Source organism: Sellimonas caecigallum (assembly GCF_019754295.1).
Taxonomy (GTDB): domain Bacteria; phylum Bacillota; class Clostridia; order Lachnospirales; family Lachnospiraceae; genus Sellimonas; species Sellimonas caecigallum.
On record NZ_VIRV01000016.1, the window covers coordinates 1 to 23,173 of the forward strand.

Below are 23,173 nucleotides of genomic sequence, written 5' to 3' on the forward strand. Positions count from 1 at the left end.
TTAAGTAGAAGGAGGAACTATTTTATGAGAAAGAAACTCATATCGGTACTAATGGTAACAGCAATGACCGCAGGTCTGTTGATAGGCTGCGGAAGTTCCAGCTCAAATAAAGAGGATGGCAAAACCGAGGACGGCAAAAAGAAAGTAACTGTCTGGGCCTGGGATGTAGAGTACAATATCCCTGTAATGGAAGAGGCAGCAAAGCGGTATGAGGCAAAACACGATGATGTAGACATTGAAATCATGGAATATGCTTACGATGATATTACCCAGAAGCTCAACACAAACTTAAGTTCTGGAATCACAGACGGTCTTCCTAATATTATCTTAAGTGAAGATGCAAACGTTCAGAAATATATCCAGTCTTATCCTGGAGAATTCAAAGATATGTCTGATATTGTAGATTTTTCAAAATTTGCGGATTACAAAATAAAAGTTCTCACATTTGAAGATGGTATATACGGTGTTCCATTTGATATCGGAACAGAAGGACTTTTCTACCGTAAAGATTACATGGAGCAGGCAGGATATACGAAAGAGGATCTCACGGATATTACCTGGGATGAACTCATTGAGATTGGAAAAAAAGTAAAAGAAGTAACGGGAAAAGATTTGATGACAATGGATCCCAACACAATGACTATCATGAGAGATTTTATGCAGTCTTCCGGTACATGGTATTTCACAGAAGATGGGGAGCTTAATATTTCCGGCAACCCTGTCATAGAAGAGGGATGCCGCATATACAAAGAGCTGATGAACAGTGGATCTATCAAACTAACAACCGGATGGGGAGATATGGCAGCAGCACTTAACAATGGAGATGTAGCTTCCATCATAAGTGGATGTTGGATCGTACCGACCATCACGGCACAGGAAGACCAGTCCGGCCTTTGGGAAGTTACAAGAATGCCGCGTCTTAATATTGATCAAGGCACCAACTACGGAAATCGCGGCGGGTCCAACTGGCTCGTTTTGGAAAATGCAGAAAACAGCGATGTAGCTGCAGATTTTCTTAATGAGATTTTCGCAAATGACACGGAGTTCTATGAAAAAATCCTTATCGACATTGGAGCTATCGGGGCATATATTCCGGCGCAGTCAAGTGAAGCGTACAATGAACCGATTGAATATTTCAGCGGAGAACCAATCTGGGCCAACTTCGCAGAGTGGGCAAAAAAGGTTCCGCCGATCCAGGTAGGAGTATATTCTGACGAAGTAGATTCTGTTCTTGTCACACAGATGGCAAACATTTTGGATGATTCTCAAGATATACCGGATATGTTGGAAAAGGTAGAAGAACTTGTAAAAGCGCAAATACAATAGAAACAGATTTGGAGTGTAAGCTATGAACAGAAAAACATCAAAAAGCTGGTTCCGGCTTGCAAGCAATGGATGGGCATTTGTGCTCCCATCCATTGTCCTCTTCCTCTGGCTCGTACTTTGGCCGATGATCAGTGCATTTCTCATGTCACTGCAGAAAGGAAAGGGTACAGTAACAGAGTTTGCAGGTTTGGATAACTATATAAGATTATTCCATGATCCGGTCTTTATCAGCAGTACAATCAACACGATTACTTATTTCATTATTCAGGTTCCAATCATGCTGATTCTGGCCTTGATTATTTCCTCGATTTTAAACAATCCTAGGCTTCGGTTCCGTGGATTTTTTCGAACAGCCATCTTTGTACCATGTGTGACGAGTCTTGTAGCATATTCTCTTTTGTTTAAAAGTATGTTTGCACCAGACGGCATAATCAACCAAGTTCTTATGGCAATGCATATCATAAGCGAACCGATTCCATGGCTCCTGGAAACGTTTTGGGCAAAAGTTGTCATCATCTTTGCAATTACATGGCGCTGGACTGGATACAATATGATCTTTTATCTTTCCAGTATGCAGAATATCGACAAAGGGGTTTATGAAGCAGCAGAAATCGATGGAGCAGGAGCATGGCACAAATTCTGGTACATCACAGTACCCCTTTTAAAACCGGTCATCCTTTTGACTGCCATTCAGTCCACTACCGGAACACTGCAGCTTTTCGACGAAGTTGTAAATATTACATCCGGCGGACCGGCCAACAGCACGATGACCATCTCCCAGTATATTTACAATCTGTCCTTTAAGTATGCCCCAGATTTCGGATATGCATCAACTGTATCGTACGCAATCTTTATCATGGTTGCAGTGTTGTCTTTGATTCAGATGAAAGTGAGTGGTGACAGAAATGACAAATAAGCAGACAGTAATCAATACCGGAAAGACAAGAAAAAGAGTGATATATGCCGTACAATATCTGTTTCTCGGAATCATTTCCATCGTCTCTATCTTTCCCTTTGCATGGATGATCATTGGATCCACAAATAAAAGTATGGATATCACGCTTGGAAAAATGACATTCGGAGATCAGTTTTTTATCAATCTTAAAAATTTGTTAGAAGCAGGGGACTTGCTGACCTGTCTGAAAAATTCGGCAATTCTCAGCATTTTCATTACATGCCTCAGTATGCTGGTGTGCTCCCTTGCAGGATACGGATTTGTAGTATATCAGAGTAAAAAGAAGGAATTTTTCTTTTCACTGATTCTTCTATCGATGATGATTCCGACCTCCTCACTTGTAATCCCGATGTTCAAAATGTTCAACGGTATGCAACTTCTGAACACTAAAATAGGCGTGGTACTGCCGGCCCTCAGTACAGCTTTTTTGATTTTTTTCTTCCGGCAGAATACAAAAAACTTTCCTTTCGAGACGATCCAGTCTGCCCGTATTGACGGACTTGGGGAATTCGGTATATTCTTTAAAATCTATATGCCTATGATGAAATCCACATATGCGGCAGCGGCTATCATCACATTTATGTCCAGCTGGAACAACTACATGTGGCCTCTCATCTCTCTGCAGACAAAAGACCAGAGGACACTTCCGCTCTTGATCAGCTCCCTCGGGACTGCCTACACACCGGACTACGGCATGATCATGGTCGGTATCATCATAACGACGATCCCTTCCGCTTTGATCTTCTTCCTGATGCAGAAGAATTTTGTAAACAGTATGATGGGATCTGTAAAATAAATCAGGAAAAGGAGAAAGACATGCAAAGAGAATTGGTTAAACAACATTTGGCAGATCCGCGATTTTTCGAGGAAAACAGACTTCTTCCAACATCTGATCACTTTTGGTATGAAACAGAAGAAGAAGCCTTGAAAAAAAGAAAAATGAAACTTTATTTCTCGTTAAATGGTGCCTGGAGTTTTTTTTATGCACCAAATCCAGACAGTGTTCCGTCTGGATTTGAAAATCCGGATTTTTCCTGCTCTGGATGGGATACAATTCCAGTTCCGTCACATATAGAGCTGAATGGATACGGGAATCCACAATATACTGACACCGACTATCCATGGGATGGAACAGAACAGGTCATTCCCCATAGAATACCTGTGAAACACAATCCAACCGGATGTTATGTAAAAATGTTCCAGATTCCACAATACATGAAAGGGAAACGTCTAATCCTCCAGTTTGAAGGTGTAGAAACCGCTTTTCACTGTTGGCTAAACGGCACATATGTGGGCTACAGTGAAGACAGTTACACACCTGCTGCCTTTGATATTACTGAACTTGTAAAAGAAGGTGAAAATAAACTGGCCGCGGAAGTATATCGTTTCTCTACTGGGAGCTGGCTGGAAGATCAGGATTTTTGGAGAATGGGCGGAATCATGCGGGATGTTTCCATTTTTGCATTGCCAGATCTTCATATGAAAGATCTGGATATATCAGCAGATTTAGATTCATCCTACAAGAAAGGGATACTAGATGTTCGGTGTACCTTTACCGGGACAATTCCTCCCGGAAGTTCTCTTGCTTGGAAACTCCTTGATGGAAGGATTCGGATGGAGGACATTGCAGAACGAGAAGAAGACATCATACTCTCTGGAAGTATGGAGCTAAACAAAAATAATTTATCATTCCATCAAGAGATTACGGATGTAAAAGCTTGGAGCGCAGAAATTCCCTATCTCTACCGTCTAGTCCTGCTTCTCCATTGCAAAGATGGTCAGATTATAGAAGCAGTCTCTCAGGATATCGGATTTAGAAAGGTGGAAATTCGCAATTCTATTCTTTGGTTTAACGGAAAACGTATGCGTTTGAATGGAGTCAACCGACACGAATTTTCTGCCAGAAAAGGGCGTGCCATTGGAAAAGAAGAGATGGAATGGGACATCCGGTTCTTGAAACGAAATCATTTTAACGCGGTGCGCACAAGTCATTATCCGAATCAAAGCTACTGGTATGAGCTTTGCGATCGCTTTGGTGTCTATGTCATGGATGAGACCAATCTTGAAACACATGGCACATGGCATACGAGAAATTATGACTACACACTTCCAGGAAACTTTCCTGAGTGGCGGGATGCCGTCTTGAGCCGCGCCAGTGCAATGCTGGAGCGTGATAAGAATCATCCTTGCATTTTTTGCTGGAGTGTCGGAAACGAGTCATGGAGTGGACAGAATCTCTTCGATATGAGTATGTATTTTCGCAACAGAGACAAAAGCCGTCCTGTACACTATGAAAATGTCTGTCATGACCGGATGTGGGGGAAAACTACAGACTTTGAAAGCCGGATGTACGCCACACCTGCAGAGGCGGAATCATATCTGAAAAACAATCCTGAAAAGCCATATCTGTTATGTGAATATTCTCATGCTATGGGGAATTCTTGCGGAAATCTTCATGAGTATACTGAATTGCTGGACAAATACCCACAATATTGTGGCGGGTTCATCTGGGATTATATCGATCAGTCTTTGTATAAAACTGGACCGGATGGAAAAGAGTATCTGGCATATGGGGGCGATTTCTCTGATCGGCCAAGCAATTTCAATTTTTGTACAAATGGCATCCTCTGTGGAGATCGTACGATTTCTCCGAAGCTTCAGGAAGTCCGCTATTTGTACCAACCATATCGGCTTTTTCCGCAGGCAGATGGAATCCGTATCGAAAGTCTTCAGCTTTTCGAAGATGGTCATCGATATTATGTCAGATGGAGATTGGAAAAAGAAGGAGACTGCCTGAAATCCGGAAGCGTTCCTCTTTCCATAAAAGCAGGGGAAACCGCCTTTATTCCTGTAGACTTTTCTCTGCCGGATGAAGCAGGGGAGTATGTGCGGACCGCTTCACTGATTCTGACATCAGATACACCATACGAAAGGGCGGGAGAGGTAATTTGCTTTGGACAGTCGGTAGAATGTAGGACTAATAATTCTTCTTGCCACCCGGATATACACGCCACTATCCAAACCGTAGATGGGGACAGTAATTTTTCCGTTATCGGCACGGATTTTCGGATCACATTCCAAAAAAATACTGGAAAACTGATTTCATTTCATATCGGCGATCTAGAGCTTGTGTACGATCCTGTCAACACACTGAAACCTGAATTCTGGAGGGCGCCTACTGACAATGATGAAGGGTTTCATATGGCACAAAAATGCGCTGTCTGGAAAACGGCGTCTCTTTATCCAGAGGTAAAGCAGACTGTTTTTCGCTCAGAAAATAGCACCGCACTCATTTCAATTTTGTATGATCTTGGAAATGGTGCATCCTGTCAGGTAGATTTTCAGATTGATTCCTTAGGGACGATGGATATTCACGAGACTTACCATGGATTAGCTGGACTTCCGTATTTGCCATGTTTTGGACTTTCCTGGAAATTTCCAAAGGTATTGTCCAGGGTCTCATGGTACGGAAAGGGTCCCGAAGAAACTTACCAAGATCGCCAGTCCGGAGGGTATCTAGGCGTCTATGAGACGACAGCGGAGCACAGCATATCCCCTTATGTCGTACCGCAGGAGTGTGGAAACCATACAGAAACTCGCTGGGTGGAACTTACAGATACTAAGGGAACAGGTATCCGTGCAGAAAGTAGCGTTCCATTTGAATTTTCCGTACTTCCATACACATGCCATGAAATGGAATCTGCAAGACATCACTATGAACTCCCTGCTCCTTACGCGACGGTCCTTCGCCTTCTGGAAGCGCAAACCGGCGTTGGCGGCGACAACAGCTGGGGTGCCTGGGCCCACGAACCATACATTCTAAAGGGGGATGAAGACCGTATTTTCCATCTCCGCATCAAAATCGTCCGGAATAACAATGGCCAGCAATAAAGCTAAAGAAAAATTCACGACAGCGGGAAATAATCCCGCTGTCGCCGTAATTATAAACGCATCGGGCCAACTATAGAAGAATCGCTTTTGTAAACGTAACTGTATGAATATACTACTCTTTTTGGGGCAAATTTTTTGTTCGTATATGTTGATTCCGCAAAAACTTTCAATTCTTCTTTCGAGATGATCCCTTCTGTATGATTACTTTTATCTATACTGACCGTCCGTCAAATGATAGATTGAGCCTTTTTGAAAAATGAGGTATAATCAATGAAACAACTACCCAGAAGGAGAATATTTCCATGTATACGAATAACCTGATAATCAGGCCTGCCGTTCCGGGAGATGCAAAAGATCTGATATCGATCTATGCACCTTATGTGAAGGAGACAGCTGTAACATTTGAGTATGATGTTCCCGACATCCCAGAATTTCAGCGCCGCATCAAACAGACACTAAATCGGTATCCTTACCTCGTGGCGGAGGAAGGGGAAACCATCGTCGGCTATGCCTATGCAGGCCCGTTCCATACCCGTGCAGCATATGACTGGTCTTGTGAGATCTCCATCTATCTGAAAAAGGACAGGAGAAGGCAGGGACTTGGAAAAACTCTTTATAAAACACTGGAGTCTGTCCTTGCAGCTCAGAACATTCTGAACGTGTATGCCTGTATCGCAGCTCCAAAAGAGGAAGATCCGTATCTTACGGAAGACAGTATGCGCTTCCACAGTCATATGGGATTTCGGCTTACTGGAAGATTTATAAGCTGCGGCTATAAGTTTTCCCGCTGGTACGATATGGTCTGGATGGAAAAGCAGATTGGTCCCCATCAGACATCCCAGCCGCCTGTCCGTTCTTTTGATGAAGTAAAGGATTTCTTTTTCTGATCTTCTGATTTTTCTAAGAAAATTCTTTCGTTTTTCCTGTTATGGAAGCACTGGAATTGCGAATCAACCAACTTACCAAACAATACAAATCAAAAACTGCTGTAAACAACTTAAGTGTCACATTGACGCCTGGAATCTACGGACTTCTCGGAGCAAACGGAGCGGGAAAAACGACGCTTATGAGGATGCTCTGCGATATCCTGGACCCGACGTCCGGCTCGATTACCTATAACGGTATGGATATCCGACAGGCAGGGAGCAGCTACCGTAACCGTATCGGCTACCTTCCTCAGGATTTTGGATATTATCCTAATATGACAGCACCGGATTTTCTTTTGTACGTAGCTGCCCTGAAACACCTGCCATCTGATGAGGCATCGGCACGCACTGGGACTCTATTAAAAGCGGTAGGTCTTTCCGATATCGGGAAAAAGAAGATCAAGACATTTTCAGGTGGGATGAAACAACGGCTTGGTATCGCTCAGACGTTTCTGAATGATCCTGCTGTCCTGATTTTGGATGAACCGACAGCAGGGCTTGATCCAAAAGAGCGGATACGTTTTCGAAATATGATTCAGGATTTTTCCGAAAATCGAATCATCCTTTTTTCTACTCACATTGTCTCTGATATCGAACATATTGCCACTGATATCCTTATCATGAAGGAGGGCAGCCTTCTTTACAAAGGACGGCCTCAGGACATTTCCACAACATTGGAAGACTTTCTTGCGACAGACTTTGTCATGGAACGCCTTGTAGATGATTACGGAGTACTGCACAGTGTAAAAGATCTAACAGGTATGGATGAACTTCCGCGTCTTGAGATGGCGGATTTCTATGTGGAGACCGTCCATGATATCGGATCTTCCATGATGTTTCTCTTCGGGAAACCAGGCTGTATGGACCTATGCTGTCTACGGTATGGCATCCCTTCTCCTTGCAACGTTGTTTGCCTGTGGATCTGTAAAAATCTTCCGGAGCAGACAGATTACATAAAACGAAAACAAACCACAATGCCGATTGAAAAGATCGGAAATTGTTTGCAATTTGTCATTTATATATTGTATAATTGCATAATAGCGAAAAGACTGGAAGGAGATAAGCAAGGATGCATCACGACACACAGACAGCAGCCAAAATGTTAAAAGAAGGTAGTTATACCTGCGTATTTTGTAAAGGAGACTCCTATATCACAAGTACAGAACGCGGAGTAAAGCCTCTGCTTAGGCTGATTGACACCAAGCGTAATGTACATGATTTTTCCGTGGCAGACAAAGTGGTTGGAAAAGCAGCAGCGCTATTGTATGTGCTTCTTGGAGTAAAAGAAGTCTACGCTATTGTCATAAGCAAGGCCGCTTCTGAAGTTCTTCATAAAAACGGCATTCCTTTCACATGCGGCACAGAAACTCCTGCCATAAGAAATCGGACAAACACCGGATTTTGTCCAATGGAAGAGACAGTCCGGGAGATAGAAGATCCATATCTTGCATATGATGCAGTCTGCAGAAAATTAAAAGAAATCGAAAATCCCAGTTGATGGGATTGTGAACACTATCAAAAGAGTCAGCGTAAGCTGGCTTTTTCTGTTCTGAAGTAACAGAGGAAGAGCAACAGGCAATTCACAGCCAAGTTTTACGTACAACCAACGAAGACTTACGCAAATTTTCCGAACAGTTAAGTAAACTTTGCGAGCAGCTGTCGCTGTGTGCTTTGGGAAGCCAGAATATGCTCGACACCTGTAAAGACCTCCTCGAACAGGAAGATGTTTGCGGGGGCTGAAATAAATAAAGTTGGAGAGAACACGGGAAAAGTCATGAGAGCCTTGCATATTTTGCACAGAAGGTTTTCATGACTTTTTTCTGTATTTATTGTTTTGTATCTGTCAAAACAGCAGTTTATCTCTGAAAATAGTTTAGCGGACAAATACAGATTTATCCGAAAAAGTATGGTAATTTCCATTGTTTTATGTTAAACTACTCTCAGAAACCATATTTTGGACTGATTCATACAGACATCATTTTGGAGGTATATTTTATGGCAAAACCTGTTTCCTACCGTGAACAAGTAAAAATTGAAAATACTGTACGGCTTCGTGAATTCTTATCGGAACTTCCTCCTTACGTAAAGGAATATTTCCGGGCCAAGGAACCTACGACATCTGATAAAACCAGATTGTCATACGCGTATGATCTGCGTGTGTTTTTCCGTTTTCTTCAAGAAACCAATCCTTCGCTTCATGACAAACCGCTTTCCGAGATTTCTCTTCAGGATCTTGCTATGCTAAAACCCGTAGACTTCGAAGAATTTGAAGAATATCTCAAAGCCTACCGCACGCCTGACAACCGGACTGAAACCAATTCCCGTACCGGAATTGCCAGGAAAATGTCTTGCCTTAGAAGTTTTTATGACTACCTTTGCAAACGGGAACTTTTAAGCAATAATCCTGTTCGTCTTGTCGATATGCCGAAAATCAAGGAAAAAGCGATCATCCAGTTAGATACCGATGAAGTTGCAGCACTTCTGGATTATATTGAAAATTATGGAAATGATCTGACCGGTGTGAAGCTGTATCATTATCAAAAACAGAAATACCGTGATATCGCAATCGTTACTCTCCTGCTCGGAACAGGCGTTCGAGTTTCTGAGCTGGTTGGGCTGAACATTCAGGATGTAGATTTTAAAAATAACGGCATCCGGATCATCCGGAAAGGTGGAAATGAAATGATCGTCTACTTCGGCGAGGAAGTGGAAAAGGCACTGAAAGAATATCTGGAGCTCCAGAGAAACGGCATCACTCCCCTCTCCGGCCATGAAGATGCACTATTTCTTTCCGGTCAGAAAAAGCGGATCAGCATCGATGCTGTGGAAAAAATGGTAAAGAAATACTGCTCTGCTGTCTCTGTGAAAACCATTACTCCGCATAAGCTTCGCAGTACCTATGGCACTGCCCTGTACCGTGAAACCGGAGACATCTATCTGGTAGCAGATGTACTCGGTCATGCCGACGTCAATACCACAAAGAAACATTACGCCAAACTAAGCGATGAACGCCGCCGAAGTGCTTCCAAAGCCGTGGTTTTACGAGAGAAATAAGACATCCTCCTAACAGTCCCATATACATTTTTTTATATCCACATGTGTACTGTCCCGAAACGGTACACCTTCTTCTTTCAGGAGCTCCCCCTGTTCCTTCCATCCCGGAACAAGTCTTCCTGCATGATTTACAACTCTGTGACAGGGGTAGTCTCCATAATACTGGGCCACGCTGAGGGCTTTACCGACAAGCCTTGCATTTTTCTCTCTTCCGATCAGCCTTGCAATCTGCCCGTAAGTCGCCACATTCCCTTGCGGTATCTCTTCTACGACCGAAAGGATCTCATAAATCAGGTCTTCTTTCACGCTCTCTGTCTCCTCTTTTTGTTATTTAGAATCCTATTGATACACAATTTTGCAGAATTGTCCAAAATTCCCCCATTTTCCCATCCGTGTCCAATGACATTCTCCTCTTCTTCTCTTAAGATAAAATATAATATGATCCATTCATACAAGCAATATGATTTTGCTGTTACTTACAGAGGAGATCAGAAATGTAGAAAATTATAAAAAAACATTCCGCATCGAAGGGCAGAACTCCTTTGCGGAATATTTTTCCTCTGTTATATTCAATATTTTGTCTGAAGATCTTTCCGGAATATTCGGGGAAAAATCGGTACATCCATATGCCGAATTTTACACCGACGCCATTGTTTGTTCATTTAAAAAATGGATCACAACAAAAGACTGCATCCAGCCTCAGCAATTTGCTCTTTTTCTCAAAAAGACGATTATCGGCGTATCAAAGCATGTGTGCGACCAGTGTCCGCCTGATCTTACAGATGAAATTCTTTCATAATTTTTATTCTGGCAACTGCCTTGTATACCGGATGAGCATACATACCACATAAACAGCTGTCATCAGTTCCGTTAGAGGCATTGCAAACCATAGAGAAGATGCCCCTGCGGCAATCGGGAGGAGTAAAATCAGGATTCCGCTGATGACCAGCCCGCGTGAAATGGAAACAACAAATGCCGCCTGCGGTTTCATGAGAGCCTGAAAATAGTATGTAGAGAAAATTCATACTAATCTCTCCAGCATTGTTTTATCTGATGTTTTGTTTTTCTGCTTCCTGCATTGAGGCTCATCAGCAAACATCTGCCCTATCATTTGTTGATCTTTCTCAAGTTCCATATAAAATATCGGATACCTCTGGTTCATTCTGACAGACACAATGTGTTCATAAATCTCATCTTTCTCGTCCTCACTCACAGATTTGTCTGCCTGCAAAAAACAAAGTGGGGATGGAGGGGCAGCTGCCTTTTTAGCCATGAGTCATTTAAAATTTCCTCTCTGTTCCCTGTTCCATAGTCGGCATGTACACCGTAGAGAAGCCCTTTTTCGTGCATCTGTCTGCAAATTCTGCCGGCTTCTTTATTTTCCCGAACGGATATCAGTGCATTCCCAATTTTCCTGACTGTCTCAAGAAACAAATCTGATATTTCTGTATGTCCAAGCAGAACGCAAAAAGCACATTCCGCATTTTTCTTCAGTATCTCGGCCAGTTTCATCAGATTGCCTTCCTCTAATTTCAGCACATAAGTTCCACGCACCGGTAAAATCTCTGCTTCAGACAATCATCCAGGTGTTTGAAGATTACATTGCCGGGCAGTGCAAAGAAGCCTTCATCCTCGGTGTTCTATGCTTTTGTGGGATGACAGTACTAAACCTGGACTACGCCGGGCTTATCAGTGTAGTCATCACATTTACTGCCCTTGTACTGATACTGGGAGCCTATATCGGCGGCGCGATCGGCGTGCTTCTCCTGTTGTTTATTTCTCCAGGAAAAGCACTCCTGTTCCTTGTTTTTCTCATTGTATTGCAGCAGTTTGAAGGCAACGTGATCTATCTGCGGGTCGTAGGCCGAAAAATCGGGCTGCCCGGAATCTGGGTATTAGTGGCGATCAGTGTCGGTAGCGGGATTATGGGTATCTGGGGTATGCTGATCGGTGTTCCGCTCACAACGATTTTGTATCAGCTGATCCAAAAAAATGTAAGAAAACAGGAGCTTCGGATCAGCAATTCAGAAAACACGAAAGGGTAAAACAAGCATCAAAACACGGTTAAAACTCTTTTTTCTCCATAATACGGACCGAAATGAACGCAGATAAAATGACGAACAGTGCTGCCACCGCTGCGACAACCGGTATAAAAAAGTTTCCGGACATGAAGACATTCATATTCTTCAGAATTTTTTGAAGCACTTCTGGCGCCGCTTTTCCCAGCACTCTGCCTCCAAGGACAAAAGCGACGGTAAGGGCCATCAGGATCAGAACAGCTACGATCCGGCCCTTTTCCCCGCCCATTTTCAGCTGAATCGGCATAGAAACACTCATGAACAGCAGCCCTACAGCAAAGAAAATGACTCCCTGAAGCAGGATGACCAAAGGGCTTTCTGCTTTTGGCGTATTGAGCATCTCATTTCCTATACTAAGTACCATCCCGAAGATCCACCCCAGCAGCAGAAGAAGAATTCCAAGTATATACTTTTCTATTACGTACTGCTTCCGTGTTACCGGGAATGTCATGAGAAATGGAAAACCATTGTTCATCTCATCGTACCCTATCGTCATGACAGCCATCATGGACATCATGATCATCAGATATCCGAAAATAAAAGAGATGGAATTTCCTTCGCCCCCATTTCCGATAAACAGAAAGAAACATACCAGCACCATGACTACAATAAGCCGTTTGATCTCTTTTAGTTGATACCAATCTTTTACCAATAATCCTTTCATATTTCTTCCCCCTTGATCGTCATCATGATTACATCATCGATACCGCTTTTTTCGATGACCATATCCGGATAGTTTTCTCTGTAAAATCGAATCTGGTCTGTCATACAGCTGTAGCCGTAGTGCTCCTTCTTTACCCGCAGAAGATAGGATTTGTCAAGTTTGCGAAACTGTTCTTCGTCCGCCTTTAACAATCCGTAATTGGAGAGCAGAATATCTGTCTCTTCATGCAGAATGATCTTTCCATTGTGTATCATATAGAGATCATCACACAGTCCTTCCAAATCCCCTGCTATATGGGAGCTGATTAAAATAGAGCGTCCGGCGTCCTCTTCCATGTATTCACGGAGAAGATTTAAAAGTTCATCTCTTGCCACCACATCCAGTCCCGCCGTCGGTTCATCCAGTATGAGAAATTTTGCCTCGTGACTCAGCGCGGCGGCGACTTTTAGCTTCGCCTTCATACCGGAAGAAAATCCTTTGATCTTCTGATCCAGTGGAATTGACAACTTCCCGCACAGGTTTACAAAACGATCTTTCCTGAAATTACGGTACATGCTGTCCATGATCCGAATGATCTCTTTCCCGCTCAAAATCTCACTGAACATACTTCCGGAAAGCACGATTCCCATCTTCTCTTTGTCTTCCAGTGTCATCTCCGTATGGCGTTTTCCAAACACTTCTATTTCTCCGCTGTCGATAAAAATCAATTTTTCAATAGCTTTAAATGTTGTACTTTTCCCTGCGCCATTTTCCCCTATCAGACCGGTAATACATCCGTCCGGCACTTCCAGTGTACAGTCAAGCTGAAAATTTCCATAATTCTTTTTCACATTTTTCATCTTCAACATAGCCTATTCCTCCAAAATGAGTGCAAATATTTCTTTCAATTCCTCGTCGTCCATGCCATACCGTCTGCCTTTTTGAATGGCCAGTTCAAATTCGGCTTCCACTTCTTTTCTCTGTTCCTCTTTCATCAATTCGGTATTGGCTGCTGCCACAAACGTTCCTTTCCCGTGAACTGTGACCGTAAATCCCTCCTGTTCCAGATTATCGTACGCTTTCTTCACAGTGAGGGCGCTGATCTTCAGTTCTTTTGACAACGCACGAACAGATGGAAGAATCTCATTTTCCTGAAGCGTGTGATTCAGGATCATCGCTTTGATCTGATCTATGATCTGTTCGTAAATTGGAACCATTGAGGAAGTGTTAATGATCAGTTTCATTATCAAACCCCCTTCTTATAAACAGTATAGAACAGTATATAACTGTTGTCAACTGTTCTTTACTGTTTATTCAAGATTTTTTCAAGAAAAAAGACAACCTCGGACTGCAAGGCTGTCTTTTTGTTCTTTGTATATTAAATTAATTCCGTGTACTCTTTTTGATAACGAGGTCTTTCTCCGGTAAGCACGAGGATATCGTCACAGAGCGCCAGCAGTTTTGCCGTCTCTTTCATACTTTTCGGAGCTGCCGCTTTTCTGAGTTCCTGTATGATTTCTTCCGTAACCGCTTTCTTTTCTTCCGGGAAACCAGATTTCACTTCGTCAAATCTTCGATTTTGCATATAGATTTCTTTTAGAGCAAGTTCATTTTTTGCCTGTGTCAGCAAATTTTCCGGAATTTCTTTGTGAATTACGGCGCTGTGGCATCTCCACAAAAGCTCTGCGTCATACAGCGCATTATGCCATTCCCCATCAAGTCTGATATCGAGCACTCTTCCCAGTTTTTCCAAAGAAATACTCCCCTCTCTGTCAAACAGGGACAGAAACAGCTCTTCTGCAATATCTTTTATGCCGTCTGTAAGATATGTGACTTTATCAGGGATTTCGTTCAGCTCTGCATTGTTGCGCAGAACCGGACTGTCTGCATTTCCGTAAACATAGGTCTGCCGGATTCCCCATTTTCGGTAAAATTCTTCTACCTCCGCAAACACCTCCGCAAACGAACGTGCATGGTCGATTTCCTTCTGCTTAAGGCCTGTAAGTTCCATGCAATATGGATTTAGTGTTGTGTTGATCCTCGGATGGACAAGAGAGTAGTATGTCTCTTTCTTTTTCAGATTTTTTCTGTCTGCCACGACGATCCCCACAGAGATGATCTCTGTGGGAATTCCCGGCTCCTCTCCTGTGTTGTATTCCAAATCCAGGAAAGCAAGGTACTTTCCATACATGCTTTCCTGGTATTGATTCCATCTTTCCAAGGATATCCTTCGGATAGCCCGGATCTGATTTTTATATTTTTTTCTGGCGGCCGGGATGGACTGCTGCCCCTTTACAATCTTTGTGCTGCCATCCGCCAGGCTGATTTCGTACCATCGGTTTCGATGTATCTTTTGATTCTTTCTCATCCCATCACTCCTGTCCTGACATACAAGCCTATTATATGGGCATCAGTAAGAAAAATCAAGACAAAACCTGGTACTGTCTCCGTGCTCTCTATCGTCCTGAAGTATTGGTAAGGGTAACTTCCACTTCTTTTTCTGCATAACTTCCGCTGTTGTCCGGATATTGTACCGTCAATGTAACGGTTTCCCCCGCCTTGCAGTAGCTTAGCTGATTCTGCAGCTTTTCTGCAGTCGATACCTTTGTACCATTGATTCCCGTAATGATATATCCCTGCCGAAGTCCAGCTTCTTCTGCATTGCCTCCCTCGGTAAATCCTCTGATATACACACCCTCCGGCATCTGATACTGTTCTGCTGTGGCAGCATCAATATCCAATACCTGTACCCCGAGACTTCCTCGTTCTTCATCTGCCACCTTTTCCTTTGTCGCCTGATTCATCAGGTCTTCAATGATTCCGGACACATCCGATATCTGAATTGCATATCCCATACCCTCAACAGATTGATCATTGATCTTTGCGCAGTTAATTCCGACAACTTCTCCTTTGCTGTTTAAGAGAGCACCGCCGCTGTTTCCCGGATTGATAGCCGCATTCGTCTGAATAAGCTTTCCATTATATCCGTCGATTTCCCGGTCTTTCGCACTTACAATACCGTTTGTCACGGACTGCCCGTATCCAAGTGCATTTCCGATAGCAATGACTTCTTCCCCTACCTGCAGATCATCGGAACTTCCAAGTGTAGCCGTTTTGATCTGAGACTTTGTGTCACTTCCAATATCGTCAAGTGAAGCGGCTACAACAGCCAGATCCCTCTCTGAATCTGTACCTTTCACATTGACTTCAACGCTTGTTTCATCTACAAAAGTTACCGTCAAAGTATCAGCGCCCTCAATCACATGATAATTTGTTACGATCAAAAGTTCATTGTCTTTTTCGCCAATAATGAAACCGGACCCTGCTCCCTCCTGAGTCTGCTGCTGCGTCCCTCCAAAGAAATCCTTTACCTCCTGTACGCTCATACTCTGTATGGAGACAACGAACGGCATGGATTCCTCCACAAGTTTTGTCAGGTCGGTTTCGGTTGACCCTGAATCGGACACCTGGGTAAGTCCGCTCGTATCTGCCTGAGCAATCTGATTTCCTTCTCCTATTTTTCCTCCGATATAATTTACTCCCTGAAATGCGACGCCGCCGATCACGCCGAATAAAACGGCACACCCGGTTACAGCCACTGTTGTTTTCAACATTTTATTCCATCTTGTTTTCATAACCGTCACTTCCTTTTTTCACTGCTTCTCTTTTACAATACCTACTATAAAGCATGTGTTTGTTAAAGCTGTGATGAAATTTTGAAAAAACGATGTCCTTTCTTTCTTTATTTTTTTCTTAAATTGTAAAAATGAGATGCAATCATCCTGTCTTTGAAATATAATGGTACTACCACATAATATAAGGAGGGGAAAGGAAATTATGCCAAGACGAAGACGAAGGGGAAGGAGACGACGAAATCAAAAAAAACGGATGTTTTGGATCCTCATTCCGATCATCCTTGTGATTGCTCTGCTTGCAGCAGCCGTTTTCTTCTTCAAATGGAAAAATAAAGGACCCGAACCGGAGAAACTTCTCAAAACCTACATGTCCTATATCGAAAAGCAGGATTATGAAAAGATGTATGAAATGATCGATCCGGATTCCGAGAAGAAAAAAGAGTTTTTATCACGCAATGAAAATATTTACGAAGGGATCGGCGCATCAGACATACAAATCAAGATCAAAGAGACGAAAGAAGATGGTGCAAAAAGAATCGTCTCCTACACAACTGTCATGCAGAGCCTTGGCGGGGAGATTTCCTTTGATAACACAGCCACTTTTCAAAGGGACAAAGACAAGGGATATGTACTTGAATGGACTGACAGCGTCATCTTCCCGGATCTGTCTGCAGAAGATAAAGTCCGCATTTATTCTGACGAAGCTGCCCGTGGGCAGATTGTAGACCGAAACAATACCGTCCTTGCAGGAACCGGACAAGCCTGGTCCTGTGGTCTCGTTCCCGGAAAAATGAACGAAGATGCATCCGCCGATATCACAAAACTTGCGGGCCTTCTTGGCCTTACAGAAGATTCGATCCAGTCATCTCTGTCTCAGAACTGGGTTGCGGATGACTCTTTTGTTCCGCTTTCCACGATTTCCATGTCCGATGAGACGCTTGTGGATCAGCTCCTGGAGATACCTGGTGTGAAACTGACTGCCACAGAAGTGCGCAGCTATCCGCTTGGTGCAAGTGCTTCGCATCTGATTGGCTACACTGGAAGCGTGACAGCCGAAGATCTGGAAAAACACAAAGGCGAAGGTTATACATCTGACAGCGTCATCGGAAAAAGCGGGTTGGAATCTCTGTATGAGAAAGAACTTCGCGGAGAAAATGGCTACACCATCGCCATCGAAGACGAAAACGGAGAGCAGAAATCGATCCTGGCTTACAGAGAAAAGAAAGACGGAGAGACCATCAAACTTACCATCGACGCGTCTCTTCAGCAGTCTCTCTATGACCAGTTCCGGGAGGATGAGGGTGCTTCCGTTGCAATGAATCCTTACACTGGAGAAGTTTTGGCCCTCGTGAGCACACCATCCTACGACAACAATGCATTCATCCTTGGTATTAGCAACAGCGAGTGGGACGCGCTCAATAACGACGAGAAAAAGCCGATGTATAACCGCTTCCGCCAGACGTTTGCTCCCGGATCTACTCTGAAGCCGTTTACCGCGGCAATTGGTCTTGCTGAGGGTACCATCAATACGAATGAAAGCGGCGGAAGTCAGGGGACAAGCTGGCAGAAAGACGAAAGCTGGGGAAGCTACTTTGTCACAACCCTTCAGGGGTACTCTCCAGTCAACCTGGAAAACGCTCTTGTCTATTCAGACAATATCTACTTTGCACAGGCTGCTTTAAACCTTGGTGCAGAGAAGTTTACGGCCGGCCTTGAAAAGTTTGGATTCAACAAAGAGCTGCCTTTTGAAATCCGGATGACTGCTTCCCAGTACGATAACGACGGGGAGATCACAGATGAAATCCAGCTTGCAGACAGTGGTTATGGACAAGGCGAAATCCTTTCAAATCCTCTGCATCTCGCATCTATGTACACTGCTTTCTCCAACAATGGGAATATGCTGAAGCCTTATCTCCTCTACAAAGACGATCCCCAGTCCGAAGTATGGATTTCCGAAGCGATTTCCCCGGAAAATACGTCTCTCCTTGTAAATGACCTGATTTCTGTTGTCAACAAACCGGAAGGTTCAGGGTACGCAGCCCACCGGGATGACACGACTCTTGCCGGAAAAACCGGGACAGCAGAACTAAAATCAGAACAGGGAACACAAGGGCATGAAATCGGATGGTTCAGCGTCTTTACGACCGATGCCAACATTTCCAAGCCAATCCTTCTTGTGAGTATGGTGGATGGCGTAGATGGTAAAGGCGGAAGTAACTACGTCGTGGAAAAGGACGCAGCAGTGTTGGATCAATATTTGCAGTAGTCTAAGAAACATTTCTTTTGCATAAAGAACTGCCGGAGAATCACATCCCCGGCAGTTTTTATTTTTATTATCTTTATTCCTGATTTCGCAGCGTTAGTGTCCTCGCCGTATCTTCTGCACTCACATCAAGTGTTTTCTTTCCAAGGCAGTAATCGTTGGCTCCATCTATGACCATTTCTCGTACCTCAGCCTCAGCATACTTTACTTTCTTTGCCGTACTTATTTTTTCCTGAAGTTTTTTACACTCTTCTTCCTTCCATGTCTTTCCTTTGACATCGGTCATTTCCGGATCTGATTCATATCCAAAACTGCTTATCGTATAAATATCTTTTCCGTCTAAACTTTGTTTCAGCTGAGCTTCCAGAACAGTAGGGTTTACCGGGAGTATCATCAGATTACTGCTTGCCTTCCTTAATCCTTCCTTCAGGACAAACTCGATAAATTTCCCTGCCGTCTCCTCCTGCTCAGTATTCTCAGGAACTCCAAAGATCATCCGGTCGTTATAGAGAAGCTCTCCTTCTTCTTCCAGGTATCCGCAGGAATAGCCCTGCTCATCCTCCAAAAACTTTGCCGCTTTCAACCCATCTGACGACATATACGGAGCCATAACAAACGGCAGCTTGTCATAATAGATCCATTCGATTGCCCGATCCATAGAATTGATTTCCCATCCATTTCCTATTCCATCTTCCTGCAACTCTTCGCCGAAAGAATTACCGGAAATACGATAGACTCTGTCAAAATAGGAGTAGAGTTCTTTCAGTTTCTCTTGATCTGCTGTTCCATCATCTCTGAAGCATTCGGAAGCATGCTGGAGATATATGATATTTGCAGTTTCGGACAAGTTATAATCATGGACTGCAAATGGAAGACCGGTATTTTCAGCCAAAGTCAGAAAATCATCGGTATCTGCAAAAGAATTTACATATTCTTCTTTTCCTACGATTCCATATAAAAGGAAACCGCATGGGACAGCATATTGACCCTTTTCATCGGCATAGGGCTCCAACATATTTTTAAAAAGGTCATCGCTAAGCGTATCCATATCTGTTATCTCATTCAGATCTTTCAGCATTCCCTCTCGAATGTAAGATTCCACAGGAAGATCGTCCAGCAAAAGAAGATCGTATCCTTTTCCAGCCAGCAGTTCTGTATTGAGAAGTTTTAATGCATCTGCCTTTGTTGTCCCGTCTTCCCCGGACAAGCCATATTTTATTTCAATCCGTATCTCCGGATATTTGGCACTGAAAAGATCCACCTGCCGCTGCAAACCGTAATTTTCTGTCAGGCTGTATATTGTAAACGCCTCTGCTTTGACCTCGATTCCTTCTTCTTTATAAATATATTTTCCAAGTGCGTATGTTCCATCCTGCAGAAGATACAAAACATAAATATCTCCATTTTCATTCGGCAGTATCTTAAAATTGTATCCATTTTTCAGACCATAATGGGAAAAATCCAGCAGCTGTTCTGACGTCTTTTTTTCCAGATCGTACCGATACATTTTCTTGCTGTTGATCTTGTATATGGACTCCTTTGTTCCTCGAATGACATATTCTCCGTCGGACACTTCCAGAAACTGTTTGATCTTTTCTTCGCCATCTGCCGGCTTACCGGACTTTGCATCCAGACAGAGAATCTCTTGGGAACTGAAAGCTACATAGAGAAGCCCGTCGACTTTTACCATTCCGTTGATAGATTCTGTCTCTTCAATTTTATATTTTTGCTGTCCATCCAATGAAAAACAGTAGATGCTGTCCGAATTGTCTTTCCCTATCAGCATATCTTCGTCACAGATCATACACTGAAATATATTTTTTTGCTGTTGGTCATCTTCCGCCGGCAGTTCCATCGGAATTTCCTTCATTCCCCCGTCCTTTTGGAGCACGTAATATTTGACAGCAAGCTGACTCCACGCCTCTTTATCCTGGGTCAGCATCGCATCCTTGAGTACGGAAACGTAAATCACATCTTCATTGAATGCTTTTGCATCGATGACCACACTGTCTGACAGCTCTTCCCATGGCTTGTTTGTCTGCTCCCAACTTTTGTCTTTCTCACTGTAAGAAAAAGTACCTATTCCGTTTCCCGCATCTCCAAGAACAGAAACGCCTCCATCTTCATATATGTCATAGAGCATCTCCGTTCCCTCCGGAAGCGGAATGTTTGTTTCTTCATAATAAATCTTGTTTCCTTCTTTTTCTTTCGGTTCTTCCCCACATCCTGCTGCGCTCAAAAGCAACAAGAAAAATCCGCTGATCATCACTAATACTTTTTTCATACTCTTTCCCTCCTCGCACATGTATGCTCAATTTATCTGTTCATATCTTTTTCACAACTTATATTTTCTGTTATTTTTATAATACATCGTTCTTTTTGAAATATCAATATTTATATGCATATTATATTTTGATATTTCATCTTAGCACAAACTTTATTTTATTATTTCACACAATAAAAGACATCTATATTTCTTGGAAAACCTGGAAACTTCCGATATAATAATAAATAGGTATAAAATAGATTCTCGATATTAAAGAAAAGGAGTTTTCCATGTCCAAGAAACTTTTATTTCGCAGAAAATATCTTCTGCTTTCCGTCATTCCAGTCTATTTCATCATCGTTGGTCTGTTGGTACAGCCGTTTTCAGATATCTGTTCCGGATTTGTCCGCATCGTAAAAGAGCCTGATTTTTTGATCACAGATTACTTTGTGATCGGTGGGATCGGTGCGGCCTTTCTGAATGCCGGATCTATCACTTTGCTTCTGCTTTTTGTTCTGTACCGGATGAAAATGGAAGTGGATGGCCATACTATCACGGCCTGCTGCCTGATCTTTGGGTTTTCCCTTTTTGGAAAAAATGTGGTAAATATATGGACCATTCTGTTTGGTGTATTTCTTTACGCCCGTTACCACCGCGTTTCCATCAAAAACTATCTTTATGTGGGATTGTACGGTACGAGTCTCTCTCCGATTATTACCCAGCTGATGCAGATCGGCGGGCTTCCGCTTTTGCCCCGGCTTTTACTGAGTGTCTTTGTCGGTATCGCCATCGGTTTTGTCCTTCCGCCTCTTTCCACCCATGTGCACTATTCGCATAAGGGTTACTCTCTTTACAATGTCGGATTTTCTTCCGGTATCATCGCAACCGTAGTGATCTCTCTTTTTAAATCCTTCGGTCTTGAGATAGACTCCAGACTCATCTGGTATACGGGGAGCAATACATTTTTTACGATCATCCTCGGTGTTCTCTTTTTAGGAATGATTTTTGCCGGTTTTTACTACGGAGGAAAAGATGTGGGCAAGTCCTATTTACGAATCCTGAAATGCACGGGGATCGGCGGCACTGATTATCTGAAAGACGAGGGAGAAGGCCCTGTTCTTCTCAACATGGGCATCAACGGGATCTTTGCCGTCCTCTGCGTCCTGGCTGTCGGAGGCGACCTGAACGGTCCTACGATCGGCGGCATCTTTACTATCGTAGGTTTCAGCGCTACTGGAAAACACCTGCGCAATATCGTGCCTATTATTATAGGTGTTGTGATTGCGGGCAATACAAAAACCTGGTCCTTAAACGAACCAGGTCCGATGCTTGCGCTTTTATTTTCCACTACCCTTGCTCCAATCGCCGGAGAATTTGGAATTTTGGCCGGCATTCTGGCCGGATTTTTGCAGTCCTCTGTCGCTCTGAATGTTGGGATCGTGTACAGTGGAATGAATCTTTATAACAATGGATTTGCAGGCGGACTTGTGGCAGTCTTCATGGTGCCCGTCATCAAGTCCATCCGGGATCGGAGGGCCAGGGCCAAAGGTGATCTGTCTTTATGAGTCCCAGCTTCTTCTCATCTTATTGAACTGTGGTATGTACAGTACAAGCGTCACAAACATGATAAACATCTCTGCCAGAATCAAAAGTTCCGCTGTCTTCTCCTGTATGTCCGGGAAAAATACCAGGCCAAAAAGAAGGAGAAACAGCGTTGCTGTACATACTTTCCCATACCACTTTGCTCCGTCGAGCTTCCTGTTGTGTCTCAAATTTACAATTCCCATAACGATCATGAACCCTTCTTTGACAATCATCAATAGAACAAGATATTTCATATAATCATACCGAGTCATAAGACACAGAGCAATGGCAGCATGGGTCAGCTTGTCTGCCACAGGATCGAGAAATTTTCCAAATTCTGTGATCATATGAAAATGTCTTGCCACCTTCCCATCAAGAAAATCTGTTATAGCAGATATAAGGAGTACGCCCGCTGCCAGATAGTATTCCTCCGTCGTCTCCGCCCGAAGATAGATGACGCAAAATACAGGGATCAGCACGATCCTGAAATACCCCATCAGATTGGGAACCGACAAAAACTCTTTCTTATCAAACTCTTTCATAAATGTTACC

The 23,173-nt window shown here is 43.2% G+C and carries 21 protein-coding genes; 12 read left to right on the forward strand and 9 right to left on the reverse strand.

Going from position 1 to position 23,173, the window contains the following annotated elements:
• Positions 1-24 precede the first annotated feature (24 nt).
• The 8 genes from FLB61_RS10100 (at position 25) to FLB61_RS10135 (ending at position 10,152) form a co-directional block, all read left to right on the forward strand.
• Entirely contained in the window at positions 25-1,326 is a 1,302-nt protein-coding gene (locus FLB61_RS10100; RefSeq protein ID WP_221920064.1) for an ABC transporter substrate-binding protein, read from the forward strand.
• A gap of 22 nt (positions 1,327-1,348) precedes the next feature.
• Positions 1,349-2,242 carry a carbohydrate ABC transporter permease gene (locus FLB61_RS10105; protein WP_087200525.1) on the forward strand — a complete coding sequence of 298 codons (894 nt, stop codon included), beginning with the start codon at positions 1,349-1,351 and terminating at the stop codon, positions 2,240-2,242.
• On the forward strand, positions 2,232-3,077 hold the full coding sequence (locus FLB61_RS10110) for a carbohydrate ABC transporter permease (protein WP_221920065.1): 846 nt from the start codon (positions 2,232-2,234) through the stop codon (positions 3,075-3,077). The genes FLB61_RS10105 and FLB61_RS10110 overlap by 11 nt, the downstream gene beginning before the upstream one ends.
• Before the next feature lie 20 nt (positions 3,078-3,097).
• A complete protein-coding gene (gene lacZ / locus FLB61_RS10115; RefSeq protein ID WP_087200521.1) occupies positions 3,098-6,172 on the forward strand; it encodes a beta-galactosidase, LacZ type in 3,075 nt (1,024 codons plus the stop codon).
• A gap of 302 nt (positions 6,173-6,474) precedes the next feature.
• The gene (locus tag FLB61_RS10120) at positions 6,475-7,059 is read left to right on the forward strand and encodes a GNAT family N-acetyltransferase (protein ID WP_087200518.1); all 585 of its coding nucleotides are present in this window, start codon (positions 6,475-6,477) and stop codon (positions 7,057-7,059) included.
• Positions 7,060-7,115: 56 nt separating this feature from the next.
• Positions 7,116-8,204: an ABC transporter ATP-binding protein gene (locus FLB61_RS13290; protein WP_330625585.1), complete on the forward strand. Its 1,089-nt coding sequence runs from the start codon at positions 7,116-7,118 to the stop codon at positions 8,202-8,204.
• Positions 8,168-8,596, forward strand: a complete 429-nt coding sequence (locus tag FLB61_RS10130) for a DUF1893 domain-containing protein (protein ID WP_087210822.1) — start codon at positions 8,168-8,170, stop codon at positions 8,594-8,596. Before FLB61_RS13290 ends, FLB61_RS10130 begins: the two co-directional genes overlap by 37 nt.
• 497 nt (positions 8,597-9,093) lie before the next feature.
• On the forward strand, positions 9,094-10,152 hold the full coding sequence (locus tag FLB61_RS10135) for a tyrosine-type recombinase/integrase (RefSeq protein ID WP_087200506.1): 1,059 nt from the start codon (positions 9,094-9,096) through the stop codon (positions 10,150-10,152).
• A gap of 9 nt (positions 10,153-10,161) precedes the next feature.
• On the opposite strand, the gene FLB61_RS10140 is transcribed toward FLB61_RS10135, so the two are convergent.
• Positions 10,162-10,458, reverse strand: coding sequence for an MGMT family protein (locus FLB61_RS10140; protein WP_087210825.1), 297 nt, complete (start codon positions 10,456-10,458; stop codon positions 10,162-10,164).
• Between the two features lie 160 nt (positions 10,459-10,618).
• Between FLB61_RS10140 and FLB61_RS10145 the strand changes: the two genes are divergently transcribed.
• Positions 10,619-10,951 (forward strand): TetR-like C-terminal domain-containing protein, encoded by a 333-nt coding sequence (locus FLB61_RS10145; protein ID WP_144018239.1) that lies wholly within the window; start codon positions 10,619-10,621, stop codon positions 10,949-10,951.
• Between the two features lie 410 nt (positions 10,952-11,361).
• Here FLB61_RS10145 and FLB61_RS10150 read toward each other — a convergent pair whose 3' ends face one another.
• Positions 11,362-11,664 carry a hypothetical protein gene (locus FLB61_RS10150; RefSeq protein ID WP_087210834.1) on the reverse strand — a complete coding sequence of 101 codons (303 nt, stop codon included), beginning with the start codon at positions 11,662-11,664 and terminating at the stop codon, positions 11,362-11,364.
• A gap of 17 nt (positions 11,665-11,681) precedes the next feature.
• On the opposite strand from FLB61_RS10150, the gene FLB61_RS10155 reads away from it, so the two are divergent.
• Positions 11,682-12,197: an AI-2E family transporter gene (locus tag FLB61_RS10155; RefSeq protein WP_330625588.1), complete on the forward strand. Its 516-nt coding sequence runs from the start codon at positions 11,682-11,684 to the stop codon at positions 12,195-12,197.
• Positions 12,198-12,216: 19 nt separating this feature from the next.
• Here FLB61_RS10155 and FLB61_RS10160 read toward each other — a convergent pair whose 3' ends face one another.
• The 5 genes from FLB61_RS10160 to FLB61_RS10180 form a co-directional block, all read right to left on the reverse strand.
• Positions 12,217-12,894, reverse strand: coding sequence for an ABC-2 transporter permease (locus FLB61_RS10160; RefSeq protein WP_087200493.1), 678 nt, complete (start codon positions 12,892-12,894; stop codon positions 12,217-12,219).
• Entirely contained in the window at positions 12,891-13,742 is an 852-nt protein-coding gene (locus FLB61_RS10165; protein WP_087200491.1) for an ABC transporter ATP-binding protein, read from the reverse strand. Before FLB61_RS10165 ends, FLB61_RS10160 begins: the two co-directional genes overlap by 4 nt.
• 3 nt (positions 13,743-13,745) lie before the next feature.
• Positions 13,746-14,117, reverse strand: coding sequence for a GntR family transcriptional regulator (locus FLB61_RS10170; protein WP_087200488.1), 372 nt, complete (start codon positions 14,115-14,117; stop codon positions 13,746-13,748).
• A 134-nt stretch (positions 14,118-14,251) separates the two neighbouring features.
• Positions 14,252-15,241 carry a 3'-5' exonuclease gene (locus FLB61_RS10175; RefSeq protein ID WP_087200486.1) on the reverse strand — a complete coding sequence of 330 codons (990 nt, stop codon included), beginning with the start codon at positions 15,239-15,241 and terminating at the stop codon, positions 14,252-14,254.
• An 88-nt stretch (positions 15,242-15,329) separates the two neighbouring features.
• Positions 15,330-16,508: a S1C family serine protease gene (locus tag FLB61_RS10180; RefSeq protein WP_087200484.1), complete on the reverse strand. Its 1,179-nt coding sequence runs from the start codon at positions 16,506-16,508 to the stop codon at positions 15,330-15,332.
• Between the two features lie 202 nt (positions 16,509-16,710).
• On the opposite strand from FLB61_RS10180, the gene FLB61_RS10185 reads away from it, so the two are divergent.
• Positions 16,711-18,774 carry a penicillin-binding transpeptidase domain-containing protein gene (locus tag FLB61_RS10185; protein ID WP_246599198.1) on the forward strand — a complete coding sequence of 688 codons (2,064 nt, stop codon included), beginning with the start codon at positions 16,711-16,713 and terminating at the stop codon, positions 18,772-18,774.
• Positions 18,775-18,847: 73 nt separating this feature from the next.
• Here FLB61_RS10185 and FLB61_RS10190 read toward each other — a convergent pair whose 3' ends face one another.
• Positions 18,848-21,055 (reverse strand): type 2 periplasmic-binding domain-containing protein, encoded by a 2,208-nt coding sequence (locus tag FLB61_RS10190; RefSeq protein ID WP_221920067.1) that lies wholly within the window; start codon positions 21,053-21,055, stop codon positions 18,848-18,850.
• Between the two features lie 272 nt (positions 21,056-21,327).
• Here FLB61_RS10190 and FLB61_RS10195 point away from each other — a divergent pair, with 272 nt between their 5' ends.
• On the forward strand, positions 21,328-22,602 hold the full coding sequence (locus tag FLB61_RS10195; protein ID WP_221920068.1) for a DUF1576 domain-containing protein: 1,275 nt from the start codon (positions 21,328-21,330) through the stop codon (positions 22,600-22,602).
• Here the strand turns inward: FLB61_RS10195 and FLB61_RS10200 are convergent.
• On the reverse strand, positions 22,597-23,163 hold the full coding sequence (locus FLB61_RS10200; protein WP_221920069.1) for a CDP-alcohol phosphatidyltransferase family protein: 567 nt from the start codon (positions 23,161-23,163) through the stop codon (positions 22,597-22,599). The genes FLB61_RS10195 and FLB61_RS10200 overlap by 6 nt on opposite strands.
• Positions 23,164-23,173 lie beyond the last annotated feature (10 nt).